Here is a 24,341-nt window from a genome sequence, read left to right on the forward strand (position 1 = left end):
ATGATTTAATTTGAGTTGCACTTATTTGTTGAACTTAAATAAACTTAAATTCCAAAAAAAATCATTAAATTAACATTTCTAAAATGTTTAAAATGTCTGATTTTAAAACGGAAATTGATAAGATTTACGAACTGCAATTCAAGAATAAATCAACTATTCGAAATTTAACTATTGCTCAACGCAAAGTATTTTTGCTAAAATTAGAACAATCAATTCTTAATCACCGAATTGAAATTGAGCAAGCATTGTTTATTGATTTAAGAAAATCAAAAGTTGAATCAGATTCAACTGAAATTTTCCCTGTTTTATCAGAAATTAGGTTATTTCGAAAAAAGTTGAATCGCTGGTCGAAAATAAAATCTGTTTCTAATAATCTTCTTTTTTTTGGTTCGAAAGCAAAAATTCAGCCCGAAGCTTTAGGTAATTGTTTGATTATTTCGCCATGGAATTATCCTTTTCAGTTATGTTTACTACATCTTGTAGCATGTATTTCAGCTGGAAACACAGCCATATTGAAGCCTTCAGAATTTTGTCCAAATGTTTCTAAACTACTTGATAAAATTATATCCGAAGTTTTTGAACAAAATCATGTTGCAGTTATTGAAGGGCAAGTTGATGAAACCACCTATTTATTAGCCAAAAAATTTGACCATATTCATTTTACAGGATCTCCGAAAGTTGGTAAAATTGTAATGCAAGCAGGAGCTAAGCATCTTTCTTCTGTGACATTAGAATTAGGAGGTAAATCGCCTTTGATTATTGATGGTTCAATTCCGATGCAAGAAGTGGTAGAGAAAGTTGTTTGGGGTAAATTGATCAATTTGGGACAGACTTGCATTGCGCCAGATTATATAGTGATTAAAGAAGAGTTCAGCGATCAATTTGTAGATGCTTTTATTACACATGTCGAAAATATTTTTGGAAAAAATCCTTCTCAATCAGAGGATTTGGCTCGAATAGTAAATCTTCAAAATTACAATCGATTAAAAAATTTGATCACCGATGCTTTAGAAAAAGGTGCGAAATGCCCGTTTGGAAATGAATATAAAGAGGATGAACTATACATTAAACCAACTTTATTAATTGATATACCGAAAGATGCTTTAATAGAAAATGAAGAAATTTTTGGTCCAATACTTCCTATCTATACATTTAAAGAGATTAATGAAGTAATTGAGTATATTAATTTGAAAGAAAAGCCTTTAGCTTTATATTTATTTTCTAATAACTTGGTTTTTATTGAAGAAGTTAAAAATCAAACATCTTCAGGATCTGTCGTAATAAATGAAACTTTAGTTCATATTTTACATCCGAATTTACCATTTGGAGGAGTTAATCATTCAGGAATTGGTGCGTCAACTGGTTATGAAGGGTTTAAAGATTTTTCACACATGAAGCCAGTCTTACACGTAAATCGTATTTTATCGCCATCCAAATTTCTTAATTATCCGTATACTTCTACAACCCAAAAGGTAATTGATTTTTTGATGAAATATTTTTAAAATCATTTCAACCGTTTTAATCTTATATTTGTTTTATACAACTATCAACGTTATTTTTGTAATTAAATCATATAAAATTGTTATCAAAAAAAACAAAATACGGACTAAAAGCGATGGCTCATTTGGCCAGACAAGAAAGTAGTAAGCCAGTATTGATTGGGCAAATTTCTGAAAAGGAAGTTATCCCTAAAAAATTCTTGGAAGCAATTTTATTGGATTTAAAAAAAATGGGATTTGTCAATTCAAAACAAGGAAAAGGTGGTGGCTATTATTTAGCAAAAGAAGCAAAGGATATTAGTTTAGCCTCTTTGATTCGTGTTTTAGAAGGTCCAATTGCGCTTTTACCCTGTGTTAGTAAAAATTATTACGAAAAATGCGACGATTGCCCCAACGAAGGCGTTTGCACTTTGAATAAGGTAATGGTAGAATTAAGAGATTCGACATTAGAAATCCTTGAAAATAAATCATTAGAAAGTTTAAAATAAATTTTGCCTGAAATTTTTCAGGTTTTTTTTATTGGTAAATTTTATAAGAACAAGGAAAAATAGTGTAACACTATTTCAGGAATAATTTCTAATTTCGAACATTTGTATTTCATGAAAAATAAATCCATTCAACAAGAGTTTAACTTACTTTTAAATCAACACGATTTTAACACACATGGCTATCTATTAGCTGTAAGTGGGGGAGTTGATAGTATGATTTTGTTGGATTTATTTCGTCAAACTTCTGCAAATTTTCAAGTGGCTCATTGTAATTTTCAATTGCGTGGAGTAGATGCAGATAAAGATGAGGCATTAGTGAGAGAATATTGTGGAAAATTGAATATTCCCTTTCATTCGGTTCGTTTTGACGTTGCAGCTTATCAAAAAACAGGTAATTATTCGGTAGAAATGGCTTGCCGAAATTTGCGTTATGATTGGTTTGAGCAAGTTCAGCAACAAAATCATTTGGATATTTTGGTTACCGCGCATCATTTGGATGATAATATCGAAACGTTTTTGATTAATCTATCTCGTGGAACAGGTTTGAAAGGTTTGATTGGAATGCAAACTGATAATGGAAAAATATTCCGTCCGCTTTTAAACTTTACAAAAAATGAGTTGTTAGTATATGCAGAAGCAAATGAAATTAGTTGGCGAGAAGATTACACAAATGCGACAGATGAATATACCAGAAATAAAATTCGTCATCATATTACACCTGTTTTAAAAGAACTTCATCCTCAGTTTGATGAGAATTTTTTGGCAAGTTTAAGTCATATCAATGATAATTATCAAATTATACAAAATAAAGTAGAAGAAGTCAGAACTGATTTATTTTCAGGAGATAATCCAATAAAGATTGAAATTAATCCATTAAAATCACTTCAACCTTTAGAAACTTTTTTGTATTATTTATTCGAAAAATATGGTTTTTATTCGAGTAAAGAACTTCTGAAATTTTTGGATGCGGAAACGGGAAGTGAAATAAAATCAACAACTTATCGATTGGTTAAAAATCGAGAGAATTTGTTGCTTCAACCAATAGAAGAAGAAAATGAAGACGAAATAACAATTTTTGATGATTTAATTGAAATCAATTCGTTAAATTTGAAGTTCGTGAAATCGATAAATCCACACGAAAACGCTACAGAAATAGTAGACTTTACATCAATTTTGTTTCCACTTAAACTAAGAAAAGTGAAAGAGGGAGATTTCTTTTATCCAATCGGAATGAATGGACAAAAAAAACTGATGAGTAAGTTTATGAAAGATTTGAAACTCTCTAAGTTAGAAAAAGAGAAGGTATGGTTGCTTTGTGACCAAAAAGATCAAATTATTTGGGTGGTGAACCATCGTTTGGATGAACGTTTCAAAACAACAGAAACAAGTAAAAACTTTTTAAACATTACAGTATGTTAAAGAAACTTTGGATACTTTTTTTGTTTCCAATTTTAGTCAACGCACAATTATTTAGTCCTGCAAAATGGTCGAGTTCGGTGAAGGAGGTTGGACAAAATGAGTTTGAAATTGAGGTAACAGGAAAAATTGATAAAGGTTGGCACCTTTATTCATCAAAACATCCTGATGGAGGAATAGGAATTCCAGCAAGTGCAGCATTTAAACCAGCTGCCAATGCAAAATTAGTTGGTGGAGTACGAGAAATAGGAAAACGTATCGATAAATACAGCCAGATTTTTGAACAAGATGAAAAGTATTTTGAGAACCAAGTAAAATTTGTTCAGAAAGTAAAAGTTACAGGTGATAAACCTGTAAATATTTCGTACACAATCGAATTTCAGATGTGTGATGCCGAACGTTGTTTGCCACCAGATGAAACAAGTGGTAGCGTAAAATTAACGCCAACTGCACAAGTTGAAGAAACAAAAGAGGAGTTAAAAATAGAAGAAACTGTAGCTGAAATAAAAGATACAGTAGTTGAAAAAGAAATTGTACAAGACACTATTGAAGTTGATTCTGTAGCAGCTGTTCCTGCAACTCAAGATAGTATCAAAAAGGTAGATGAGTCTTTATTAGCAGATAACGAAAAACATGATAATGGATTAATAAAAATCTTTTCATTAGGATTTTTAGGAGGTTTAGCAGCTTTGTTAATGCCTTGTATTTTCCCAATGATTCCTTTAACTGTAAGTATGTTTACGAAACAAAGTAAATCGAAAGGTGAAGGGGTTGGAAAAGCATTTATTTATGGTTTATCCATTATTGTTATTTATGTTGCATTAGGATTATTAGCAACAGTAATTTTTGGCCCATCGGTACTAAATGAAATGTCAACAAATCCATGGGTAAACTTAGCTTTCTTTGTTATTTTCATTGTGTTTGCTATTTCATTTTTCGGAGCTTTCGAATTGACATTACCAAGTAAATGGGTAAATGCAGCTGATAAAGGAGCTGATAAAGGAGGATTAATCGGAATTTTCTTTATGGCGTTTACTTTAGCATTGGTTTCATTCTCTTGTACAGGACCAATTATTGGATCATTATTAGTACAAGCAACGCAAGGAGGAAATTATTATTCATTAATTGTAGGAATGCTTGGGTTCTCTTTGGCTTTAGCCATTCCATTTACATTATTTGCAATGTTCCCAGGATGGTTAAATTCGATGCCAAAATCTGGAGGATGGTTAAATACAATCAAAGTATCGTTAGGGTTTATTGAATTAGCCTTTGCTTTAAAATTCTTATCAAACGCAGATTTGGTATGGCAAATGAATTGGTTACCAAGAGAAATTTTCTTAGCATTTTGGATTGCAATTTTTATCTTCTTAGGTTTATATTTATTAGGTAAATTTAGATTAGAATTAGATTCGCCTGTGCAAACGATTGGCGTGCCAAGAATGTTGTTTGCATTATTATCGATAACTTTTGCAATTTATATGATTCCAGGTTTATGGGGAGGTCCATTAAAATTGTTAAGTGGATTAACGCCACCAATGACCTATTCTGAATCGCCACGTGGTTTCCACGAAGGTGTAGGAGGTGGACAAGCGACTGCTAAATTTGATGATCCAAATATGGTTGCTGGACCTCATGGAATTCCTGCTTTCAAAGATTTTGAACAAGGAGCTGCATACGCAACAAAAGTTAACAAACCAATTTTGTTAGATTTTACGGGACATGCTTGTGCAAATTGTCGTAAAGTTGAAGAACGTGTTTGGAGCGATGAGCGTGTGAAAAAGATGTTGACTGAAGATTTTGTTTTAGTTTCGTTATACGTTGATGAGCAAACTCCTTTACCCGAAAATGAACAAGTTTTTTCAAAACATTTAAATAATAGAACTTTAAAAACAGTTGGTAATAAATGGACAGCTTTCGAGATTGAACATTTTAATGCCAATGCACAACCATACTATATTGTGGTTGACAAAGATTTGAATCGTTATTCTAAACCATTAGAAGCAGAGCTTGATATAGAAGTTTACTTGAAATGGTTACAAGATGGTATTGTAAAATATAAATCGAAATAATTATCTTTTATATACAGATAAAAACTCCCGCATTTGCGGGAGTTTTTTGTTTTTACTCAATTTGTTCCAATAAATACCAATTATCTTTCAATTTTTGAGAGATTTTATATTCATTTTTAAAATCGTAAGTATTTTTATTCTCTGTATTTTTAGTGTAAAATAGTTTATTATAGTTGCGCAAACTATATGTTTTTGTTTTAAGTTTCTGATTAAAATAATAACCAACTATTTGATTGTTATTATAAAAGTTGTATTTCTTTTTTGAATCAATAAATAATTTAGACAACATCGGATTATTGTTTATCGGTAAACTATCTGTTTGTACGACATTATTTTCTATGTATTGAACTTTGATTGAATAAGAATTATTGTATTTATAGAAATTAACTTTTGCAGGAAAATGCTCGTAATTTTTAATAAAACTTTTATAATCATCCAGAATTTTTGATTTAAGAACTCTTATATATTCAATTGTATCAGTATTAAGATAAAAATAATAAGTTGTTTGATTATTGAATACATATGTTTTTCCTCTTAATTCATAATTCATGTCAAATAAATTTTCATTAGCTTCAATTGCTTGAATTGTTTTTTGATAATCAACTTTCTTAGAACAACTTATTGTTCCTATAATAAGTAAATTGAAAAATAGGAGTTTTTTCATTCAGTTTAAATATGAGATATAATAGTTTAAGATACATATTTTTAAATAAAAAAAATCCCTCAATTTCTTGAAGGATTTTAAATATTATTTGATCGAAAAATCTATTACAACCATTCGTCATCATCTTCTGAATCTTCTAATTCAGCATCGATGAATTGGATGTAAAATGCAACAATTTCTCCTTTTCCATTGTATCCAAAATAAGCAGGATAGATTCCTTCTCCGAAACCAGCCTGAAAAATTGGTGATTTAAATTCTGTTGTTGGAATTGTCCAATTGATCCAATCTCCTTCTTCTGATTGATATTTAGGATTATTTTTAGCATTTTCTACGAATAATGCGTTAAAATAATCATCGTATAAATTAGCATCACCTTTACTTTCGAACTCATCGATAAATTTTACAAAAGAATCTTTTGCTTCTGCATCAACAATAGTCGCTAAACCACTTTCGATTGAGAAACCAAAGTATTCTCCTTCTTGTAATTCTTCAATCAACTCGATTCCTTTCATTGCTTCTTCATAACGAACAGGTTTTTCGTCTGTAAAAGCAACTTTTACACAACCAATTAAGTTTTCAACATCACCATCGTCTTCAAATTTTACAATGCTTGCAGTGACAGGAAAATTACCTTTTGGTGTTTCAAGGAAATAAGGATCTTTATCCATTGATAAATATTCTCCCAAAGGATCATTCACAAAAATCTTTCCTGAAGGCAAAGACACTTCTCCCAAATCAATTTGGTCAATCTCAACTCCACCAATTTCTTTATCGGTAAAATATTTTTCTAAGTCGTTAGGAGCCAAAGTAAATTCTCTTTTAGATTCCCAAGTTTTTAACCATTCTGCTGTTGGTTGCATATTTTTTTATTTTAAAGTGGTACAAAATTACAATAAATAATGATAGCGAGAGAATAGAGGTTGATTTAATTATCTCAATTTCTTTTTCAATTCGTTTTTATCGATGTCATATTCTAAATGCATAATCGAAATTAAATCTTCTTCGGAAAGTAGATTATTTTTGTAATAATTGATTAAAAAAGGCTCTATTTTCGAAAATTCTGATAACGAATTTTGTTTGAAATAAACTTCAATGAATTGTTTGTCTTTGGTTTTTAATGTTATCAAATTACTAATTCCGTGCGAACCTTCTGGGGTTTCAAATTCACCAAATGATTTTACTGCTTTTCCTTTATAATCATCATTATCAATTACAATGGAAAATAAATCCTTAACAGCAAAAAATTGATCTTTTACTGAAATTCCATCTTTTGAGAAAGTAAGTTTTCCATCAAAATTACCTTTTAATTCTGTTGATGGTTTTTTGAAATAACCATTCCAATAGGCCACAACTGTTGCCAAAAGTCCAATAAAAATGTAATAATACGTTTGATTTTTAAAAACTTTCAATTCTAAAAAAACAAAGCTGATTACCGTAACAACAAGAAAAGATAGAATCAATTTTACAATTTGCTTGTTGTTTTTTTTCGGTTTTTCGGGTACAAAAATTTCAAAACTATAATTATCCATGTGCAATTTCTTTACGAACTCTACTTAAACTCTCGGGCGTGATTCCTAAATAAGAGGCAATCATCCATTGGGGGATGCGAGAAAGTTGGTTGGGGTATAAACGCATAAACTCTAAATAGCGCGTTTTTGCTGAAGCACCAAGTAATAAATTGATGCGGTCTTGTAAACTACGTACATGATTCTGAATCAATTTGTTTTGTGCAGCTAAATAATTTGGGTTCAAACTAATAATTAGTTCATTCAATTTTTCATTTAACAATATCACTGTCGAGTCTTCAATTGCTTGAATGTAAAACTTAGATTTTTGTTTACAGAAAGCGCTGTTTCGATCGCTTACAATCCAATTTTCTGTTCCAAATTGTAGTAGATGTTCTTTCCCATTATCATCAATTGTGTAAGAACGAATAACACCCGATTCAACAAAATAATAGTCTTCAGAATATACACCTGGCTCTAAAATAAACTCATTTTTTTTGTATTCTTTTACAACCAATTCATTTTCTATTTTTGACCATTGTTCTTCGGTTAAATCAATGATTGTTGATAAATGTTTTTTATAATTTTCCATACATATAGCAGTATGTTTACAAATTTAGCAGAATTTAATCAATAATAATGTATCAAAATTTGTTACATTTAAAATAAAAGATTACTTTTGAAGTATTAAATCATTAAAATGAATAATTTAAGATTCGCAACAGCTATACATATTTTAGTCTTGGCCGAAAAATTTCAGGGGCAATTAATTACTTCTGATTTTATTGCAGGAAGTATCAATGTAAATCCAGTTGTTGTACGTCGTGAAATTAGGTTTTTGAAAGAAGCAGGTTATATCAATTCGAAGAAAGGGAAAGAAGGTGGAATTTTTTTAACGAAAAATGCAGCCGATATTTTACTTGGAGATGTTTATAAAATTGTAAATCACGAAAATATTTTCGGAAAAATGAATCAAACAAATCCTGAATGTCCAATTGGAAAACAAATGAACGCAAATCTTGAAGTTTTATTTAATAAAGCGGAATCTGACTTAATAAAAACATTAAATCATAAAACATTAAAAGAGTTTTCTGATGATTTTCAGTAAATTTTTTTTGAATTTAATTGTAACAATATTAATTACAATATATAATTAATCAAACAAATTATAAAAAATGAAAGTAGCAGTAATTGGAGCAACAGGTTTTGTAGGCTCACACATTGTAGAAGAGTTAGTGGATAGAAATCAATCTATTAAAGCATTTGCAAGAAATACAGATAAAGTTTTGGATAGCAAAAATGTAGCAAAAGTTGCCTTAGACGTAAATGATGTACAAGCTTTGTCTACAGACCTGAAAGGGGCGGATGTAGTTGTAAGTGCATTTAATGCTGGGTGGTCAAATCCATCTATTTATGAAGATTATATAAAAGGAGCAAAAGCAATTGAAGAGGCAACGAAGTTAGCAGGCGTAAAACGGTTGATAGTGATTGGTGGTGCAGGAAGTTTATATGTGAATGACGAAAAAGAAGTACAAATTGTAGACGCTCCTGGTTTTCCAGAAGAAATCAAGCAAGGAGCTTTGGCTGCAAGAGATTATTACAATATCCTAAAACAAGATAATGAATTGGATTGGACGATGTTTTCTCCAGCACCAGAAATGCATCAGGGAACATCAGGAGAGCGAAAAGGAAAATATAGAGTTGGAAAAGATGTGCCTGTTTTTAATGAAGAAGGGCGTAGTGTTTTGTCTGTAGAAGATGTGGCGGTTGTCATTGCAGATGAAATAGAAAATGCGAAGTACATTAAAGAAAGATTTACTGCAGCCTACTAAGGGTGTGGTAAATGATAAATAATATCAAATTTTTAGGACAAAAAGATTTTTTTTGGTACGATTTGTGAAAAATACAAATCAAATGCAAGAATAATGAAATTGTCAATAGCAATAGGATGTTTACTCTTAAGTGTAGGTTTCGTTCTTTTATGCTCTTTCTTAAATCTTGAAATATTTTTTAACCTACTACTTGGAATAATATTTTTATTATGTAGTTTGTTAATGGGGTACTTAGGATTTAATTTTTTGTTCGATTATCTAAATCGCACAAGATTATTAAAAAAAGGTTTAAAAGTTAAAGCTCATATTATAGAAATTAAAAGAAGCTTATTAGGCGAAAATCATTTACCAGATTATGTTGTAGAAGTTTTTTACACACATCCTAACACAGAAAAAATTTATTATACAGAGTTCGAATATTTTGGTGATGTAAATGCGAACGAACGATTAAAAAAAGGAAAAGATGTTGATATTTTGATCGATCCGCAGAATCCAGAAAATATTTACTTCAAAAATGTCATATAAAAGGAACTAAATTTTTAGTTCCTTTTATTATTTTCTAATTATTACTGATTAAAAATATTTTATTTTAAATGATCCAATAACATTTCGGCAGTAGCAGGGTTTGTAGCTAAAGGAATATTGTGTACATCACACAACCTCAATAACATATTAACGTCTGGTTCGTGAGGATGTTTTCCCATTGGATCTCTAAAAAAGAAAACCATATTTGTTTTTCCTTCTACAACACGAGCTGCAATCTGTGCATCACCACCTAAAGGTCCAGAAAGATAGCGTGTCACTTTCAATCCCGTTTGTTCAGCGTATTTACCTGTTGTTCCAGTTGCTATAAAAGCTATGTTGTTTTTATTTAACGCTTCTTTATGTTTCATTAAAAAATTTACCATTTCGGCTTTTTTACCGTCATGAGCGATCAATGCTATTTCCATATATTTTTTCTATTTAATCTAAAATCTTACTTTTGTACAAATTTAGCAGAACAATCTTAAATATTGAGTTGTTTTGAGAATTATAAATAGTAAAACGACTATGAAATTTAATTTATTAACGGTAAAAGAAATTGTAAAATTAACAGCAGATTCGGTTCAAATTACATTTGATGTTCCTGATGAATTGCAAGATCAATACAACTTTTTACCTGGACAATATATCACACTAAACATAAACGGAGAACGAAGAGATTACTCTTTATGTGCTTCTCCAAATGATAAAAAATGGAGTATAGGGGTAAAATCTCAACCAAACGGAAAAGTTTCGAATTATCTTTTCAATGATTTAAAAGTTGGAGATCAATTAGAAGTTTCGACACCAAGTGGTCGCTTTACAATTCCTACAAAACCCAACGAAAAACGTACATTATTGGCTTTTACTGCAGGTAGTGGAATTACACCAATTATGAGTATGTTAGAGTTTACGTTGCAAACAGAGGAGTGGGTGAACTTCCACATTTTTTATGTGAATAGAGACGAAAATTCGATTATGTTCAAAGAGCGTTTGACGGAATTGAAACAAAAGTATCCAAACAACGTTTTTATTCATCATTTTTTCACAAGACAAGAACAAGAAAATTTCATTTACAACGGACGAATTGATGAGAAAAAATTTGATTTAATCTTGAATCAAATCATCGATATCAATGAAGTTGATGAAGCAATGGTTTGTGGACCTGAGGAAATGATTTTGACTTTAGCTAAGAAAATAAACGAAGCGGGAATTATCGAAAAACATATTCATTTTGAAATGTTTAATCCATCTGTTAAAACAGAAGATATTTTTACTAAACACGATGAAGGTCCTCAAACGGTTCAAGTTACAGTAACACTCGATGGTGAAACATCTGAAGTGACTTGGGATAGAGGAAAAAATTTGGTTGATACCATGTTAGATGCTGGTATTGACGCACCTTATTCTTGTAAAGGAGGTGTTTGTTCTTCTTGTATGTGTAAGGTGACAGAAGGCGAAGTGCATATTGGAGACAACTATGTATTAACGGATTCTGATTACGAAGAAGGAATAACATTAGCGTGTATTTCTCGACCAAAATCGGCTACTTTATCAATTGATTTTGATGATGTTTAGAAATAAGATTAATAAAAAAATGGCGAAACAGTAATGTTCGCCATTTTTTTTATGATTTGATTAATCTTCTTCATCAAACATTTCTTTGAATGTTATAATCTCTCTTCCTGGAAGGATTAAATTTAATGCAACACCAATGATAGACGCCAAAGCCATTCCTTCTAACGAAAATAAATCTCCAATATGAATTGCTGCTCCTCCAATTCCAATGATTAGAATAACAGAAGATATGATTAAGTTTCGTTTAACCTTGAAATCTACTTTATTTTCAATCAACATTCTCAAACCACTCGAAGCGATAATTCCGAATAATAAAATGGAAACTCCACCCATTACAGGTGTTGGAATTGTGCTTAATAGAGCTGAAATTTTTCCGCAAAATCCAAATAAAATAGCAAAACAGGCAGCGCCAACAAATACATAAATACTAAATGCTCTTGTTATAGCCAAAACGCCAATGTTTTCACCATATGTTGTATTAGGAGGTCCGCCCAAACACGCAGCAATCATCGTCGCAACTCCATCTCCTAACATCGATTTGTCTAAACCAGGATCATCAATCAAATCTTTGTTAACTACTTTACTTAAGACTAATTGATGTCCAATGTGTTCAGCAATAGGTACAATTGCAACGGGAATCATCAGGAAAATAACATACCAAGATAGTGTAGGAGTATAATTGATAAATGGAATAGTAAAATCTGGAACCATAAACCATTTCGCTTGTAAAACAGGTTCTAAATTAACTACTCCCATTGCAATAGCAAAAAGATATCCACCAATAATCCCAACTAAAATAGGGATAACACTTAAAAATCCTCTACTAAAAATTGCGGTGATCACCGTAATAATCAATGTAACAAAACCAATGGTAACATATGTTAAATCATATTCTCCAGTAGGATTATTTGTCACCATTTTAATCGCTGTTGAAGCCAATCCCAGACCAATAACCATAATAACTGGACCTACGACAATTGGTGGTAAAAGTTTCATCAGCCACTTTGTACCTGCTGTTGCGATGATAAGCGAGACAATGGAATAAGTAACTCCGACTAAAAAACTTCCGACTAAAAAGCTACCTACTGCAATACCACTTTCAGGATTTGCTTCTAACGCTTTCATTGCTATAATTGGATTGATAAACGCGAATGAAGAACCCAAATAAGAAGGAACTTTTCCTCTTGTTATAAGGATGAAAACCAATGTTCCTATTCCGCTCGAAATTAATGCAATTGCAGGCGACATTCCTGTTAAGGCAGGAACTAATACTGTAGCTCCGAACATTGCAAAAAGATGTTGTATACTCAATAATATTCCTTGTCCTAACTTCGGTTTTTCGTCGATCGCTAAGACAATTTTTTGGTCATTTTGTTGACTCATTTTAAAAGAAATTGAAATTGTTTTTGTTTGAGTGCAAAAGTAGTTCAAAACGATTAATTAGTTGTGAAATCATATAACTATTTCACCTAATAATATAAATGGTATGCCGCAATTTAGTTCGAAATTTGTGAGTGTAAATCAATGAATGATGAAGACAAAAGAATTAAAATTCAAAACAAATATAAATTGCAACGGTTGTCTAAATAAAGTAAAGCCTTACTTAGATCAATTACAAGATTTAGAATCTTGGGAGGTTGACACGAATAATCCTGATAAAATTTTAACAGTTAAAGGTGTACAAATAACTGAAGAAGAAATTATTGATACAATCGAAGAAGTTGGTTTTAATGCAGAATTAATTAAAGAATAAAGGTTTTTAGGTAGAACGACTTATTTTTTGTGATAATTTAAGTCAATGTAATCCCAATCATTTACGAATGATTTGGGATTTTTTAATACAAAATAATTAATAAAATTATTCTATTTTTTTCATAATGAGTCATTAACTTTGCAGCTTCAAAATTTGAAATGAACAGTAAACGCATCATAAAATTCGTTACCATTCTGATTATTTTTATTATTCAGTTTTTATTTCTATTCTCGATTATAAACGAGCGTATAGAACATGATCTTGTACCGTATATTATTGTTGCAATTTGTCTGCTTTTGCTGATTGTTTACCGCAAATTTCCTTTGCATCATCACGAATATTCCTTTGATCGAAAAACATTGGTTTTATGGATCCCAATCGCTGCAATAATTACCTATTTAATGAATAATAAATTAGGCTTAGGTGCAGTTTTTTCTGCGGGAATTATTGGTACTTTAGGTTCCTTTTTAACGAAGCTAAATCCACGTTCTGATTATTTAAAACAAGTTGCAGGACCTATTTATTGTGGAGCTTTTATTGGAATGACTTCCTTGGATGTTGAATATGTTTATTGGATGATTATTACAGCAGGAATTTTTACTGCGTTGTTATTTTTTGCCACAAAATCATTATTTGTTGGTGTAGGTGGAAAACTTGGTACTTTAGCTTTTATTGGCGTTTTATTGAGTATGTTATTGTTTAAATTAATCTTAGGCTAATGATTATTGAATTTTTAATATTAATGATGTGTTCCATTATTGCATCGTTGACAACTTTTGAATTAAACATTCGTTTTAAGCAAGGTCCAGTTCGTTCATCTGCGGTGATAGCGATGATTATTGGTGGTTTTTTCTACTTTTTTCCAACCATTTTGCCTCAATTTTACACGGACAATATACCTCTTTACGTAATTGGTGGAACGTTCATCGGAATGGTTTCTTCGACAATTAATATCAGTTATTTTTCGTTGATTTTTTCGCCCATGTTATTTGCTATTTTATTGCATTACACGAGTCAAATTTTTAATGGTTATGGAGGTGCATTAGGCACAACAGCGTGTATTGCGTTGATGTGTACAATGGCTTTTCCTATCATCACAAAAAACAAAAAAGTAACCTATGGTTATCGCTTGTTACGTGTTATGTTTAAGAAGAGAAAACGTAAAAAAGTAATTAAATTAAAAGTTTAATATAGTTCATTTAATTGCTTTATAATTAATAATATATGTTTATAATTATTTCATTGATTTTTCTATTCTTCTGTCTGGGATTAACCAAATTAAAGCAATAATACCGTACACAACTATTCCAAATTCTGGTTGAATAAAAGCTAAAACAATACCTAAAATATAGCCAATACTTGATCCTTTTTCTTTTAGATTTTGACTTACCGATTTACCAATAATAGATTCTTTTCCTTCTTGTTTTATAGCTGTTTTTTCGATGAGCATAAAGGCAAGGCTACTCATTAATAATACAAAACCATAAAATATAACTGGAAATCTTGAATGAAAGTTTTCGCCCATCCAACCCGTTGAAACAGGTAATAAAGAGAGCCAAAAAAGTAAGTGTAAATTACTCCAAAGAATTCCACCATTCACTTTCTCGATTGCTTGAAAAAGATGGTGATGATTATTCCAATAGATTCCGACATAAATGAAACTAAATAAATAGTTTAAAAATTTAGGTAAATATGGTTTTAAACTCATTAAATCATCACCAATAGGAACTTTTAAATCCAATACCATAATGGTAATAATGATAGCAAGAACGCCATCACTAAAGGCTTCTAATCGATTGGTTGTCATACTTTTTAATTTAATCTAATATATTAATTGTTAATCATAAAATAACATGTTTAATTTATTTTTTTGTTGTTGTAATTCTAAAATTTAGGTTTATATTTAATTCTAAATGAACTAATTTAGTGTCAACAAAGTAGGTTATGAATACATTTATTGTGATTCTAAGAGGAATCAACGTTAGCGGAAAAAAAATCATCAAAATGGATGTTTTAACGAAGCTTTTAGAAGCTTTATCTTTTGTGAATGTGACAACTTATGTTCAAAGTGGTAATGCGGTTTTTTCTTCAAACTTGACCAATCTCAAAGAAATAGCAGATTTAATTCATGATAAAATTGCTGAATCACTTGCTTTTGAAGTTCCAGTCTTAATTCTTACCATAGATAAATTAAAACGTATCATAGAGGAAAATCCTTTTCTTCACGATTCTACACTCGATAAAGAGTTTTTATATTATACTTTTTTGGGAAATCAACCAGCAGAATTTGATAAGGAGAAAATTGAACATATAAAAGCCGAAGATGAACAATACGAAATCAAGAATGAAGTGGTTTATTTGTACTGTCCATTTGGATATGGAAAAACAAAATTGACCAATAATTTTTTCGAAAATTTACTACAAGTAAGCGCAACAACAAGAAATTATAATACCGCAACTTCTTTATTACAACTTGCTTCGATGAGAGAAAATTAGAAAAAGAATGACAATAAAAAAACGTCATTAATAATTAAATTAATGACGCTTTATATGTTTTTAGAATGAAATTATTCTGCAACTAATTGATCTAACAGATCATTAATTTCTTTATCGTTCCAATCTCTTGTTTTTGTTTCTTTTAATACAACTTCTCCTTTTTTATTTAAGATGTAAGTAGTTGGAAAAACTTTCGGTAACATATTATTTGATATTGGACTATTTGGCTCATAAACGGGCATTGTATAATTATTTTTTTCCAAAAATGGATTAAAAACTTTCGGTTTATCTTGAATTGTAACCAGTACAAATTTAACTTTTTGTCCTTTTGCCTCATATAATTTCTGAATAGTTGGCATTTCTGCAACACAAGGAGGGCACCAACTTCCCCAAAAGTTTAGAAAAACGACTTCCCCACTTTTTTTGAAATCAAGCAAGTTAGTATTTGTTGCTCCATTATATCCAATCAAATCAATATCATAATCACTTTCTGATAATTCTACATCAGCACCAGCAATGTGGCTATTATCTTCCATTTTATTTTTAAAAAATGTACCAACCGGTGTAAACATTATAGCAACTAAAGCAACTACTACAACGATAGCAAAAATAATTTGTTTATTTCCTTTCATATTTTTTTAAAAAAAATCTTACACAAAGATGCAAACAATTAACAAGTTGAACAAATTGAAAAACCTGATTAATTCGCGATATTTTCGTCGATTAAATCTAAAATTTCATTTACAATATCTTCTCCTTTATTTTTATTGTAGAAATGTTGTAAGTCTTCGTGAAACTCATCTGCCGAATATTTATCAGGATTATTTTTAAAACGAGCTAACATTTCCATTCCAGCTTTTGGACGAGGGCCAAAACGAAAAGCTTCTTCATTATCCTCATTTACACCAATAATAATTGGAATAGAAGCAGCTCCATTTGTTTTGTATTTTTCCATTAAATCCATATTCTCATCTCTGAAAATATAATGTGTAGAAACGTTTAAGGCATTTGCAAATCGCTCTACAACTGGTAAAATTTGAGAAGCATCACCACACCATCCCTCTGTAATAATTAATAATTTAAAATTATTTGCAGTCGATTTTATACGTGTTTCTTGAGCAGGATTTAATTTAAACGTTTTATAAACTCTATTCATACGTTGTAATCCCAACGCATAATATTGCACATATTCTTTCGGATCATCGTTTTCGATTTCATTTTCTAACTCATCTTCTACACGTGTGATATAATCTTCGTACGTTAAACCCTTGTTGATGTATTCTTCTAATTTCATTTGTTTATTATTTTATACAAATATAAAGTAATTTTACGAGCTTATTTTGTAACATAGATGACATAGTTTGTCGTTAAAATTTGGTAAATTGCGACTTTCTAAAGTAGAAAAATGTATCAAAATCCATTAAAGAAAACCATAGAATATTTGAAGGGAGCTGGTCCTGAGCGTGCTAAAACACTGCAAAGTGAATTCAGAATTTTTAGATACGAAGATTTGATACAACATTTTCCTTTTCGTTATGTTGATAAATCGAAATTTTATAAAATTTCTGAAATTTCATCTACAGCTGCCGAAATTCAATTAAAAGGCAAAATTGTTCAGTTAGAAGAAATAAATCAAGGTAAAGTAAAGCGTTTAGTTGGGAAGTTTCAGGATGGAACAGGAACGTTGGAATTGGTTTGGTTCAAGGTTTCATCTTGGCAAAAAGAGAAACTAAAAAATGATCTTTTCAAAGAAGTTGTGCTTTATGGGAAACCAAATTTATTCAATAACAATCTTAGTATTACGCATCCTGAGATAGAATTAGTTGAAGATGCTAAGAATATTCCACTTGGTTTATTTCCTATTTATCCAAGCACAGAAAAATTAACGAAAAAAGGAATTACAAATCGAGTTCTTCAGAAAATGATGATGAACCTTTTTGCTGAAAAAATCGATATTCCTGAAAATTTACCTCAAAATGTAATTGATCATTATAAATTAGTTGGACGAAATGAAGCCTTAAAAGCGATTCATTTTCCAAAGGATTTAACAGAATTAAATGCTGCTATTCGACGTTTAAAATTTGAAGAATTTTTCTTTTTAAATTTAGCTAATCTTTTTCAAAAAGCAGTTAATAAACAAAAGAATAGAAGTAATCCTTTTCCAGAAATTGGTCATTATTTCAATAGGTTTTACAACGAATATTTACCTTTTGAACTGACAAATGCTCAAAAAAGAGTGGTTAAAGAAATTCGCTCTGATCTTCGTCAACCTGCACAAATGAATCGTTTATTGCAAGGAGATGTAGGTTCAGGAAAAACAATGGTTGCATTGTTAACGATGTTGATCGCAGTAGATAATGGCTATCAAGCTGCTTTAATTGCGCCAACCGAAATTTTGGCACAACAACATTATGAAAGTATTACAGAATTATTGAACGGCTTAGATGTTTCTGTTGAATTGTTAACAGGTTCGGTCACGAAAAAAAGGCGTCAACCAATTCTTGAGAATTTAGAAAATGGAAATCTAAAAATCATTATCGGAACACATGCCTTATTAGAAGATAACGTTATTTTTCAGAATTTAGGATTAGCGATTATTGATGAGCAACATCGTTTTGGTGTGGCTCAACGTGCTAAATTTTGGCGTAAAGCTAAACTTCCACCTCACATTCTAGTGATGACAGCAACGCCAATTCCTCGGACATTATCTATGACAATGTATGGCGATTTAGATGTTTCTGTGATCGATGAGTTACCAAAAGGTAGAAAGCCAATAAAGACTCTTCATAAAACAGATGCGCATCGGTTAAGTGTTTTTAAATTTATAAAAGATGAAATTGCCAAAGGTCGTCAAATATATGTTGTTTATCCGTTAATTGAAGAGTCTGCAAAATTAGAGTTAAAAGATTTGATGGATGGTTACGAAAGTATTTCGCGTGCTTTTCCTTTACCAGAATATGGAATTAGTATAGTACATGGAAGGCAAAAGCCTGCTGATAAAGAATTTGAAATGAATCGTTTCAAAAATCATGAAACACAAATATTAGTTGCAACAACTGTGATAGAGGTGGGTGTTAATGTGCCTAATGCTTCGGTAATGATTATCGAAAATTCTGAACGATTTGGACTTTCTCAACTGCATCAACTTCGTGGACGTGTAGGGCGAGGTGCAGAGCAATCCTATTGTATTTTGATGACAGGAGGAAAACTGAATGACGTTTCAAAACGTCGCATTCAAACGATGTGTCAAACCAATGATGGGTTTCAGGTAGCAGAAGTAGATTTGGAACTACGAGGTCCAGGCGATATGATGGGAACGCAACAAAGTGGTGTTCTAAATCTTAAAATTGCTGATTTGTCAAAAGATAAAGAAGTGTTGTATGCAGCAAGAAAATGTGTTGAAATTATCTTAAATCAAGACGCAACTTTGTCATCACCAATTTATCAAAATACAAAAAAATATTTTATCGAAAATCATAAAGATAAAGTAGGTTGGAGTCAAATTTCTTAAAATTTAACATTAAATAAATAGGTAAAAATTTTTTTGGTATAATATGTGATGTTTTAAAAATGAATTTATAAATATCGCGTATAATAGGAAACTTTTAATTTTATTAAGCATGTTAAAATGAATTAACAAAATAATTATTTTTTAACATAATATTAGCGTCAACCAAAAACACACACAGATTATGATGTACACAAATTTAGAACTTATTAGAACTCCGCAAGGGGTAGAGGTTGAAGGAAACTCATTATGGAAGTTTAATCAACATTTGAATGTGATGATTTTGATCGCTAATGAATCAATAAAAATAAAACCAACAGTTTCGTTTCAACGTTTCAGAAAATATTAATCCATATAATAGGTAAACCGCTGTATAGCGGTTTTTTTTATGAATTTTATAAATCAACAGTTCTGGTATAGTATTAATTTATTAATCTATTGTAAAATAATATATCTACGATTTGAGTTGACTAATTTGTTGAGGCTTAATTATTATAAAAATTAATTATATCTAATAGATTTTATAGATTTGATTTATAGTTTGACTGGTTATAGTTTTGTGGTGTCTTAAAATAATAAATAAAGATTAAAACTATAATTATGATCAAAAGAAGTTTCGTACTAGGATTAGCTTTTCTATCTACTGTTGCATTTTCACAACAATTAACTACAAATACAGGGGCTCCTGTTGGAGATAATCAAAACTCTAAAACATTAGGCAATAACGGGCAAGTTTTATTAGAAGATATTCATCTCATTGAAAAATTAGCAGCTTTTGACCGAGAGCGTATTCCAGAACGTGTTGTTCATGCGAGAGGAGCTGGAGCTTTTGGTGAATTTGTAGCAGAACAAGATTTTTCTGAGGTTACTATGGCAGATTTCTTATCACAAGCAGGAAAAAAAACACCATTATTTGTACGTTTTTCAACGGTAACTCATCAACAAGGTTCACCAGAAACCTACCGTGATCCACGTGGTTTTGCAGTGAAATTTTATACGGAGCAAGGTAACTACGATTTAGTTGGAAATAATTTACCAGTTTTCTTTATTCGTGATGCGATTAAATTTCCAGATATGGTACACGCTTTCAAACCTTCTCCATTAACAAACGGTGCTTCTGACCCTAATCGCGTATTTGATTTCTTTTCTAATCTTCCAGAATCGACACATATGTTAACCTGGTTATTTTCTGATTACGGAATACCTGCGAATTACCGTCAGATGGAAGGGAACGGTGTGCATGCTTACAAATGGGTAAATAATAAAGGTGAAGTGACGTATGTAAAATACAAATGGAAGCCTCAACAAGAAGTGAAGAACTTAACACAGCAAGAAGCGAACGAAATTCAATCTACAGCTATTGAACATGCAACGTTGGATCTGCATCAAGAAATTGAGAAAGGAAATTTTCCAAAATGGGATTTATATGTTCAAATGTTAAAAAGAGAAGATTTTGAACGTTTAGATTTCAATCCTGTTGATGTCACAAAAGTCTGGCCAGAATCTATAGCTAAATTAATTAAAGTTGGAACAATGACGTTGAAAGAGAATCCGACAAATTATTTTCAACAAGTAGAGCAAGCTGCTTTTGCGCCTGCTACATTAGTACCAGGTATCGAAGCATCGGAAGATAAATTGTTACAAGGTCGATTATTTTCTTACACAGATACACAGCGTCACCGTTTAACAGGGAATTTTCAACAAATCCCTGTAAATGCAGCAAAAACTCAAGTCAAAACATACAACCAAGATGGTTATATGTCATTACGTGAACAAAAAGGTGATGTAAATTATCAACCATCGACAAATGTTCCTGAAGTGGTAGATAACGCAAAATTCAATTATTCAAAATCAGTTTTTCCTGCAGGAACGACAACTACTCAGCATGTGATTGATAAAGAAAATAACTTTGCACAAGCAGGTGATTTGTATCAATCTTTTTCTAAGAAGGATCAAGAAAATTTAATTAAAAATTTATCAGGAGCATTAAATACAGTGAAAAATAAAGTTATCGTTCACAAAATGATTGCCCATTTTTATCAAGCAAATAATGAATATGGTACACGTTTAATGAAAGCAACCAATACTTCTATAAATGATGTAAAACAATACTTACCAAAATAATAAATTAATGGATTGGAGTCGATTGGTTTTGACTCCATGACTTTCTGAAAAATAAAATATATGAAAAGATTATTCTTAGCATTCGTCTTTTTTCTAACAACTTACACAGTAATTGCACAAGATTTATATACTGCGTCAAGAGAGAATGATATTGCATTAATCGAACAATTAATTACAAAAGGTGCAGATGTTAATCAGGCTAATGATAGAGGTTTTACTCCTTTGATTTTAGCGGTTTATAATGACAACAAGGAAGCGGTTTTGTCCTTGTTAAAAAATGGAGCGAATCCAAATGCTCAGGATAAATCGGGTAACAATGCCTTGATGGGAGCTGCGTTTAAAGGTTATCAAGAAATGGTAGATGTTTTATTAGCTCACCAAGCAGATGTAAACCAAGTTAATTTTAATGGAGCTACTTCATTAATTTTTGCAGTTACGTTTGGTAGAAATGATATTGCTAAAAAGTTGATTGAAAAAGGTGCAGATCTTAATATTAAAGACTTTAATGGAAGGACAGCAAAAGATCATGCGTTATTGCAAGAAAATAAAGAAATGATCGAATTGTTAACAACAATGTAATCAATAAGTTTAATTCATAAAAAAAGCAGTAATCCAGAGATCACTGCTTTTTGAATAGTGAATGGAAAAAAAATTATGAATTTGTAGAAGTAAAGGCTGCGCCGATACTTCTTCTTGTGAATTCATGTATTAACTCGTCTAAAACAGACGCGTCTTCTATTGTAGAAGGAATTGTAAATGGTGTTCCATCTGCAATTTGAGTTAAAGTTTTACGCAAAATCTTACCACTTCGAGTTTTTGGTAAGCGATCAACTTTAATCGTTGTTTTATAGCATGCTATTCCTCCAATTTCTTTACGTAACAAAGCAATTAAATCTTTTTCAATTTCTTCTTCAGTTTTTGTTGCGTTTTCTTTTGTAACAATAAATCCGATTGGAACTTGACCTTTCAATTCATCTTTTATTCCAACAACAGCACATTCCGTTACATCAGGATGAGAAGAAACTAATTCTTCCATTGTAGCTGTGCTTAATCTGTGTCCTGCAACATTTATAATATCATCTGTTCGACCAGTGATAAAGACAAATCCATTTTCGTCTTTGTAACCACCATCTCCTGTTAGATAATGATCAGGAAATTGTTGAAAATATCCTTTAATAAATCGGTGTTCGTTTCGCCATAAACTTGCCATACATCCAGGAGGAAGTGGAAGTTTGATTACAATAGGCCCTTCTTCATTTACATCATTTTCGATTCCTTCCTCGTTTACGATTTTGATGTTGTATCCAAAAACAGGAAGTCCTGCAGCGCCAGGTTCTGGCATTATTTCTTGTAATCCTGCACATATACCTAACATTGGCCATCCACTTTCTGTTTGCCACCAATGATCAATAACGGGACGTTTCGAAATTTCTTTTAACCAATAATATGTAGAAGTATCGCATCGTTCTCCAGCTAAAAACAGACGTTTTAAACTCGTTGTATCATATTGTTGAAATAATTTTCCTTCTGGATCCTCTTTTCGTATTGCACGAATTGCTGTTGGAGCAGTAAATACATTTTTTATTTTGTATTCTTCAACCATTCGCCAAAACGCACCAGCATCTGGAGTTTTGATAGGTTTACCTTCATATATAACAGTTGTTACGCCATAAATCAAAGGAGCATATACAATATAAGAATGTCCAACAACCCATCCGATATCACTTGCTGTAAGAATCGTGTCACCAGGTTCTAAATCATAAAAATATTTCATGGTTGAATTTAGAGCGGTTGCGTAGCCACCTGTATCACGAACAACACCTTTAGGAGTTGAAGTTGTACCAGATGTATACAGAATATATAATGGATGTGTACTCGGAACTTCTATTGGTTCTACAGGTTCGTGTTTATACATTTCATCGTATGTATGTACATTAGCTGCAGATAAATCGTCGCTGTGATTTGGACGTTCGAAAATGATAATATCTTTTGGTTTATATATCGTTAAATTAATAGCTTCATCAATTAAAGGTTTGTAATTGATTTGACGGTTAACTTCTACACCATAAGAAGATGAAATAATGACATCTGGTTGAGCGTCATCAATTCTAATCGCTAATTCTGGAGCAGCAAAACCTCCGAATACCACCGAATGTATTACACCAATTCTTGAACATGCCAACATAGCTACAATAGCTTCAGGTATCATCGGCATATAAATAATGGCTGTATCGCCTTTCGTTAGTCCTAATGAAGTTAATCCACCTGCAAAACGACTAACTTTATCTAATAATTCGTTGTATGTTATTTTCTGTTTAACTCCAGTTACGGGTGAATCATATATTAACGCATTTTGTTCGCCACGACCAGCTTTAATATTTTCCTCTAAAGCCAAACGGCTCATGTTGATTTTTCCATCTAGAAACCATGAATAATAGCCATTTTCATTTTTTCTTAAAATTTCTTCAGGGTAAGTTGACCAAGCCAATTTGTAAGCTTCCTTTTTCCAAAAGAGTTCGGGTTCTTCAATACTTTTTGAGTATAAAGTTTTGTAATCCATTTGTGTGTGTGTTGTGTTTTATTTGTTGCGGTAAATTACGAATTGTTTTTATTTGATAAATTGTTATTTGATTAATTATTTTAAGACATAGAAAATATTTGTATTTTTAATAAATTTTAAGACGTTTGAATGAGTAAATGTTAAAAACATCAGTTAAAAATCGTTAATTCTTATCAAATTGATAGTGTGTCAAATACACATTAAAAATCAATTCAATGTTATTTTCTTAAATTTACAATTTAAATAAACAAAATAACAGATGTATAAATAGAAAATATCGTATATTTATTTGAATAAAAGCGGATAAATAAAGGTTTGACTAACTTT

General features: G+C 31.0%; 26 protein-coding genes. 16 read left to right on the forward strand and 10 right to left on the reverse strand.

Going from position 1 to position 24,341, the window contains the following annotated elements; genetic code table 11:
• Nucleotides 1–92: 92 nt before the first annotated feature.
• The 4 genes from Q0616_RS04785 (at nt 93) to Q0616_RS04800 (ending at nt 5,472) form a co-directional block, all read left to right on the forward strand.
• Nucleotides 93–1,502: an aldehyde dehydrogenase family protein gene (locus tag Q0616_RS04785; RefSeq protein ID WP_298775497.1), complete on the forward strand. Its 1,410-nt coding sequence runs from the start codon at nt 93–95 to the stop codon at nt 1,500–1,502.
• A gap of 77 nt (nt 1,503–1,579) precedes the next feature.
• A complete protein-coding gene (locus Q0616_RS04790) occupies nt 1,580–1,987 on the forward strand; it encodes an Rrf2 family transcriptional regulator (protein ID WP_225541888.1) in 408 nt (135 codons plus the stop codon).
• 111 nt (nt 1,988–2,098) lie between these two features.
• Nucleotides 2,099–3,406, forward strand: coding sequence for a tRNA lysidine(34) synthetase TilS (gene tilS / locus Q0616_RS04795; RefSeq protein ID WP_260543251.1), 1,308 nt, complete (start codon nt 2,099–2,101; stop codon nt 3,404–3,406).
• Complete coding sequence (locus Q0616_RS04800; protein ID WP_298775502.1) at nt 3,400–5,472, forward strand: cytochrome c biogenesis protein CcdA; 2,073 nt, start codon at nt 3,400–3,402, stop codon at nt 5,470–5,472. The genes tilS and Q0616_RS04800 overlap by 7 nt, the downstream gene beginning before the upstream one ends.
• A gap of 52 nt (nt 5,473–5,524) precedes the next feature.
• Here Q0616_RS04800 and Q0616_RS04805 read toward each other — a convergent pair whose 3' ends face one another.
• From Q0616_RS04805 to Q0616_RS04820, 4 genes are all read right to left on the reverse strand, one after another.
• Nucleotides 5,525–6,136: a hypothetical protein gene (locus tag Q0616_RS04805; RefSeq protein ID WP_284583728.1), complete on the reverse strand. Its 612-nt coding sequence runs from the start codon at nt 6,134–6,136 to the stop codon at nt 5,525–5,527.
• A 104-nt stretch (nt 6,137–6,240) separates the two neighbouring features.
• The gene (locus Q0616_RS04810; protein WP_284583727.1) at nt 6,241–6,996 is read right to left on the reverse strand and encodes a DUF4241 domain-containing protein; all 756 of its coding nucleotides are present in this window, start codon (nt 6,994–6,996) and stop codon (nt 6,241–6,243) included.
• 69 nt (nt 6,997–7,065) lie between these two features.
• Entirely contained in the window at nt 7,066–7,665 is a 600-nt protein-coding gene (locus Q0616_RS04815) for a hypothetical protein (protein WP_260543244.1), read from the reverse strand.
• The gene (locus Q0616_RS04820; RefSeq protein WP_260543243.1) at nt 7,658–8,233 is read right to left on the reverse strand and encodes a Crp/Fnr family transcriptional regulator; all 576 of its coding nucleotides are present in this window, start codon (nt 8,231–8,233) and stop codon (nt 7,658–7,660) included. The genes Q0616_RS04815 and Q0616_RS04820 overlap by 8 nt, the downstream gene beginning before the upstream one ends.
• Nucleotides 8,234–8,341: 108 nt before the next feature.
• Here Q0616_RS04820 and Q0616_RS04825 point away from each other — a divergent pair, with 108 nt between their 5' ends.
• The 3 genes from Q0616_RS04825 to Q0616_RS04835 all read left to right on the forward strand — a co-directional run bounded on the left by Q0616_RS04825 (nt 8,342) and on the right by Q0616_RS04835 (nt 9,998).
• Nucleotides 8,342–8,749 (forward strand): Rrf2 family transcriptional regulator, encoded by a 408-nt coding sequence (locus Q0616_RS04825; RefSeq protein ID WP_171622038.1) that lies wholly within the window; start codon nt 8,342–8,344, stop codon nt 8,747–8,749.
• A 67-nt stretch (nt 8,750–8,816) separates the two neighbouring features.
• The gene (locus Q0616_RS04830) at nt 8,817–9,473 is read left to right on the forward strand and encodes an NAD(P)-dependent oxidoreductase (RefSeq protein ID WP_260543242.1); all 657 of its coding nucleotides are present in this window, start codon (nt 8,817–8,819) and stop codon (nt 9,471–9,473) included.
• 222 nt (nt 9,474–9,695) lie between these two features.
• Complete coding sequence (locus Q0616_RS04835; protein WP_171622040.1) at nt 9,696–9,998, forward strand: hypothetical protein; 303 nt, start codon at nt 9,696–9,698, stop codon at nt 9,996–9,998.
• A gap of 59 nt (nt 9,999–10,057) precedes the next feature.
• Here the strand turns inward: Q0616_RS04835 and Q0616_RS04840 are convergent, their stop codons facing one another.
• Complete coding sequence (locus Q0616_RS04840; RefSeq protein ID WP_171622041.1) at nt 10,058–10,423, reverse strand: methylglyoxal synthase; 366 nt, start codon at nt 10,421–10,423, stop codon at nt 10,058–10,060.
• A gap of 100 nt (nt 10,424–10,523) precedes the next feature.
• Here Q0616_RS04840 and Q0616_RS04845 point away from each other — a divergent pair, with 100 nt between their 5' ends.
• Nucleotides 10,524–11,573 carry a 2Fe-2S iron-sulfur cluster-binding protein gene (locus tag Q0616_RS04845; protein ID WP_188319992.1) on the forward strand — a complete coding sequence of 350 codons (1,050 nt, stop codon included), beginning with the start codon at nt 10,524–10,526 and terminating at the stop codon, nt 11,571–11,573.
• A 60-nt stretch (nt 11,574–11,633) separates the two neighbouring features.
• On the opposite strand, the gene Q0616_RS04850 is transcribed toward Q0616_RS04845, so the two are convergent.
• A complete protein-coding gene (locus tag Q0616_RS04850; protein ID WP_225539446.1) occupies nt 11,634–12,956 on the reverse strand; it encodes a solute carrier family 23 protein in 1,323 nt (440 codons plus the stop codon).
• Nucleotides 12,957–13,104: 148 nt separating this feature from the next.
• Between Q0616_RS04850 and Q0616_RS04855 the strand changes: the two genes are divergently transcribed.
• The 3 genes from Q0616_RS04855 to Q0616_RS04865 all read left to right on the forward strand — a co-directional run bounded on the left by Q0616_RS04855 (nt 13,105) and on the right by Q0616_RS04865 (nt 14,515).
• Entirely contained in the window at nt 13,105–13,326 is a 222-nt protein-coding gene (locus Q0616_RS04855; protein WP_188320204.1) for a hypothetical protein, read from the forward strand.
• Nucleotides 13,327–13,484: 158 nt separating this feature from the next.
• A complete protein-coding gene (locus Q0616_RS04860) occupies nt 13,485–14,045 on the forward strand; it encodes a hypothetical protein (protein WP_171622045.1) in 561 nt (186 codons plus the stop codon).
• A complete protein-coding gene (locus Q0616_RS04865) occupies nt 14,045–14,515 on the forward strand; it encodes a hypothetical protein (RefSeq protein WP_188319994.1) in 471 nt (156 codons plus the stop codon). Before Q0616_RS04860 ends, Q0616_RS04865 begins: the two co-directional genes overlap by 1 nt.
• A 45-nt stretch (nt 14,516–14,560) precedes the next feature.
• On the opposite strand, the gene Q0616_RS04870 is transcribed toward Q0616_RS04865, so the two are convergent.
• Complete coding sequence (locus Q0616_RS04870) at nt 14,561–15,133, reverse strand: TMEM175 family protein (RefSeq protein WP_171622047.1); 573 nt, start codon at nt 15,131–15,133, stop codon at nt 14,561–14,563.
• Between the two features lie 137 nt (nt 15,134–15,270).
• On the opposite strand from Q0616_RS04870, the gene Q0616_RS04875 reads away from it, so the two are divergent.
• Nucleotides 15,271–15,822: a DUF1697 domain-containing protein gene (locus tag Q0616_RS04875; protein ID WP_286496764.1), complete on the forward strand. Its 552-nt coding sequence runs from the start codon at nt 15,271–15,273 to the stop codon at nt 15,820–15,822.
• Between the two features lie 71 nt (nt 15,823–15,893).
• On the opposite strand, the gene Q0616_RS04880 is transcribed toward Q0616_RS04875, so the two are convergent.
• Nucleotides 15,894–16,454 (reverse strand): TlpA disulfide reductase family protein, encoded by a 561-nt coding sequence (locus Q0616_RS04880; RefSeq protein WP_171622049.1) that lies wholly within the window; start codon nt 16,452–16,454, stop codon nt 15,894–15,896.
• 68 nt (nt 16,455–16,522) lie between these two features.
• The gene (locus tag Q0616_RS04885) at nt 16,523–17,116 is read right to left on the reverse strand and encodes a thioredoxin family protein (protein ID WP_286496763.1); all 594 of its coding nucleotides are present in this window, start codon (nt 17,114–17,116) and stop codon (nt 16,523–16,525) included.
• 111 nt (nt 17,117–17,227) lie between these two features.
• Here Q0616_RS04885 and recG point away from each other — a divergent pair, with 111 nt between their 5' ends.
• The 4 genes from recG to Q0616_RS04905 all read left to right on the forward strand — a co-directional run bounded on the left by recG (nt 17,228) and on the right by Q0616_RS04905 (nt 22,033).
• A complete protein-coding gene (gene recG / locus Q0616_RS04890) occupies nt 17,228–19,333 on the forward strand; it encodes an ATP-dependent DNA helicase RecG (RefSeq protein WP_298775513.1) in 2,106 nt (701 codons plus the stop codon).
• Nucleotides 19,334–19,514: 181 nt separating this feature from the next.
• Entirely contained in the window at nt 19,515–19,679 is a 165-nt protein-coding gene (locus Q0616_RS04895; RefSeq protein ID WP_188319997.1) for a hypothetical protein, read from the forward strand.
• Nucleotides 19,680–19,930: 251 nt separating this feature from the next.
• Nucleotides 19,931–21,454 (forward strand): catalase, encoded by a 1,524-nt coding sequence (locus tag Q0616_RS04900; protein WP_260543223.1) that lies wholly within the window; start codon nt 19,931–19,933, stop codon nt 21,452–21,454.
• A 60-nt stretch (nt 21,455–21,514) separates the two neighbouring features.
• Nucleotides 21,515–22,033, forward strand: a complete 519-nt coding sequence (locus Q0616_RS04905; RefSeq protein WP_260543221.1) for an ankyrin repeat domain-containing protein — start codon at nt 21,515–21,517, stop codon at nt 22,031–22,033.
• A 73-nt stretch (nt 22,034–22,106) separates the two neighbouring features.
• Here the strand turns inward: Q0616_RS04905 and Q0616_RS04910 are convergent, their stop codons facing one another.
• The gene (locus Q0616_RS04910; RefSeq protein ID WP_298775516.1) at nt 22,107–24,014 is read right to left on the reverse strand and encodes an AMP-binding protein; all 1,908 of its coding nucleotides are present in this window, start codon (nt 24,012–24,014) and stop codon (nt 22,107–22,109) included.
• Nucleotides 24,015–24,341: the final 327 nt, after the last annotated feature.

This window comes from uncultured Empedobacter sp., assembly GCF_937930195.1.
Lineage (GTDB): Bacteria > Bacteroidota > Bacteroidia > Flavobacteriales > Weeksellaceae > Empedobacter > Empedobacter stercoris.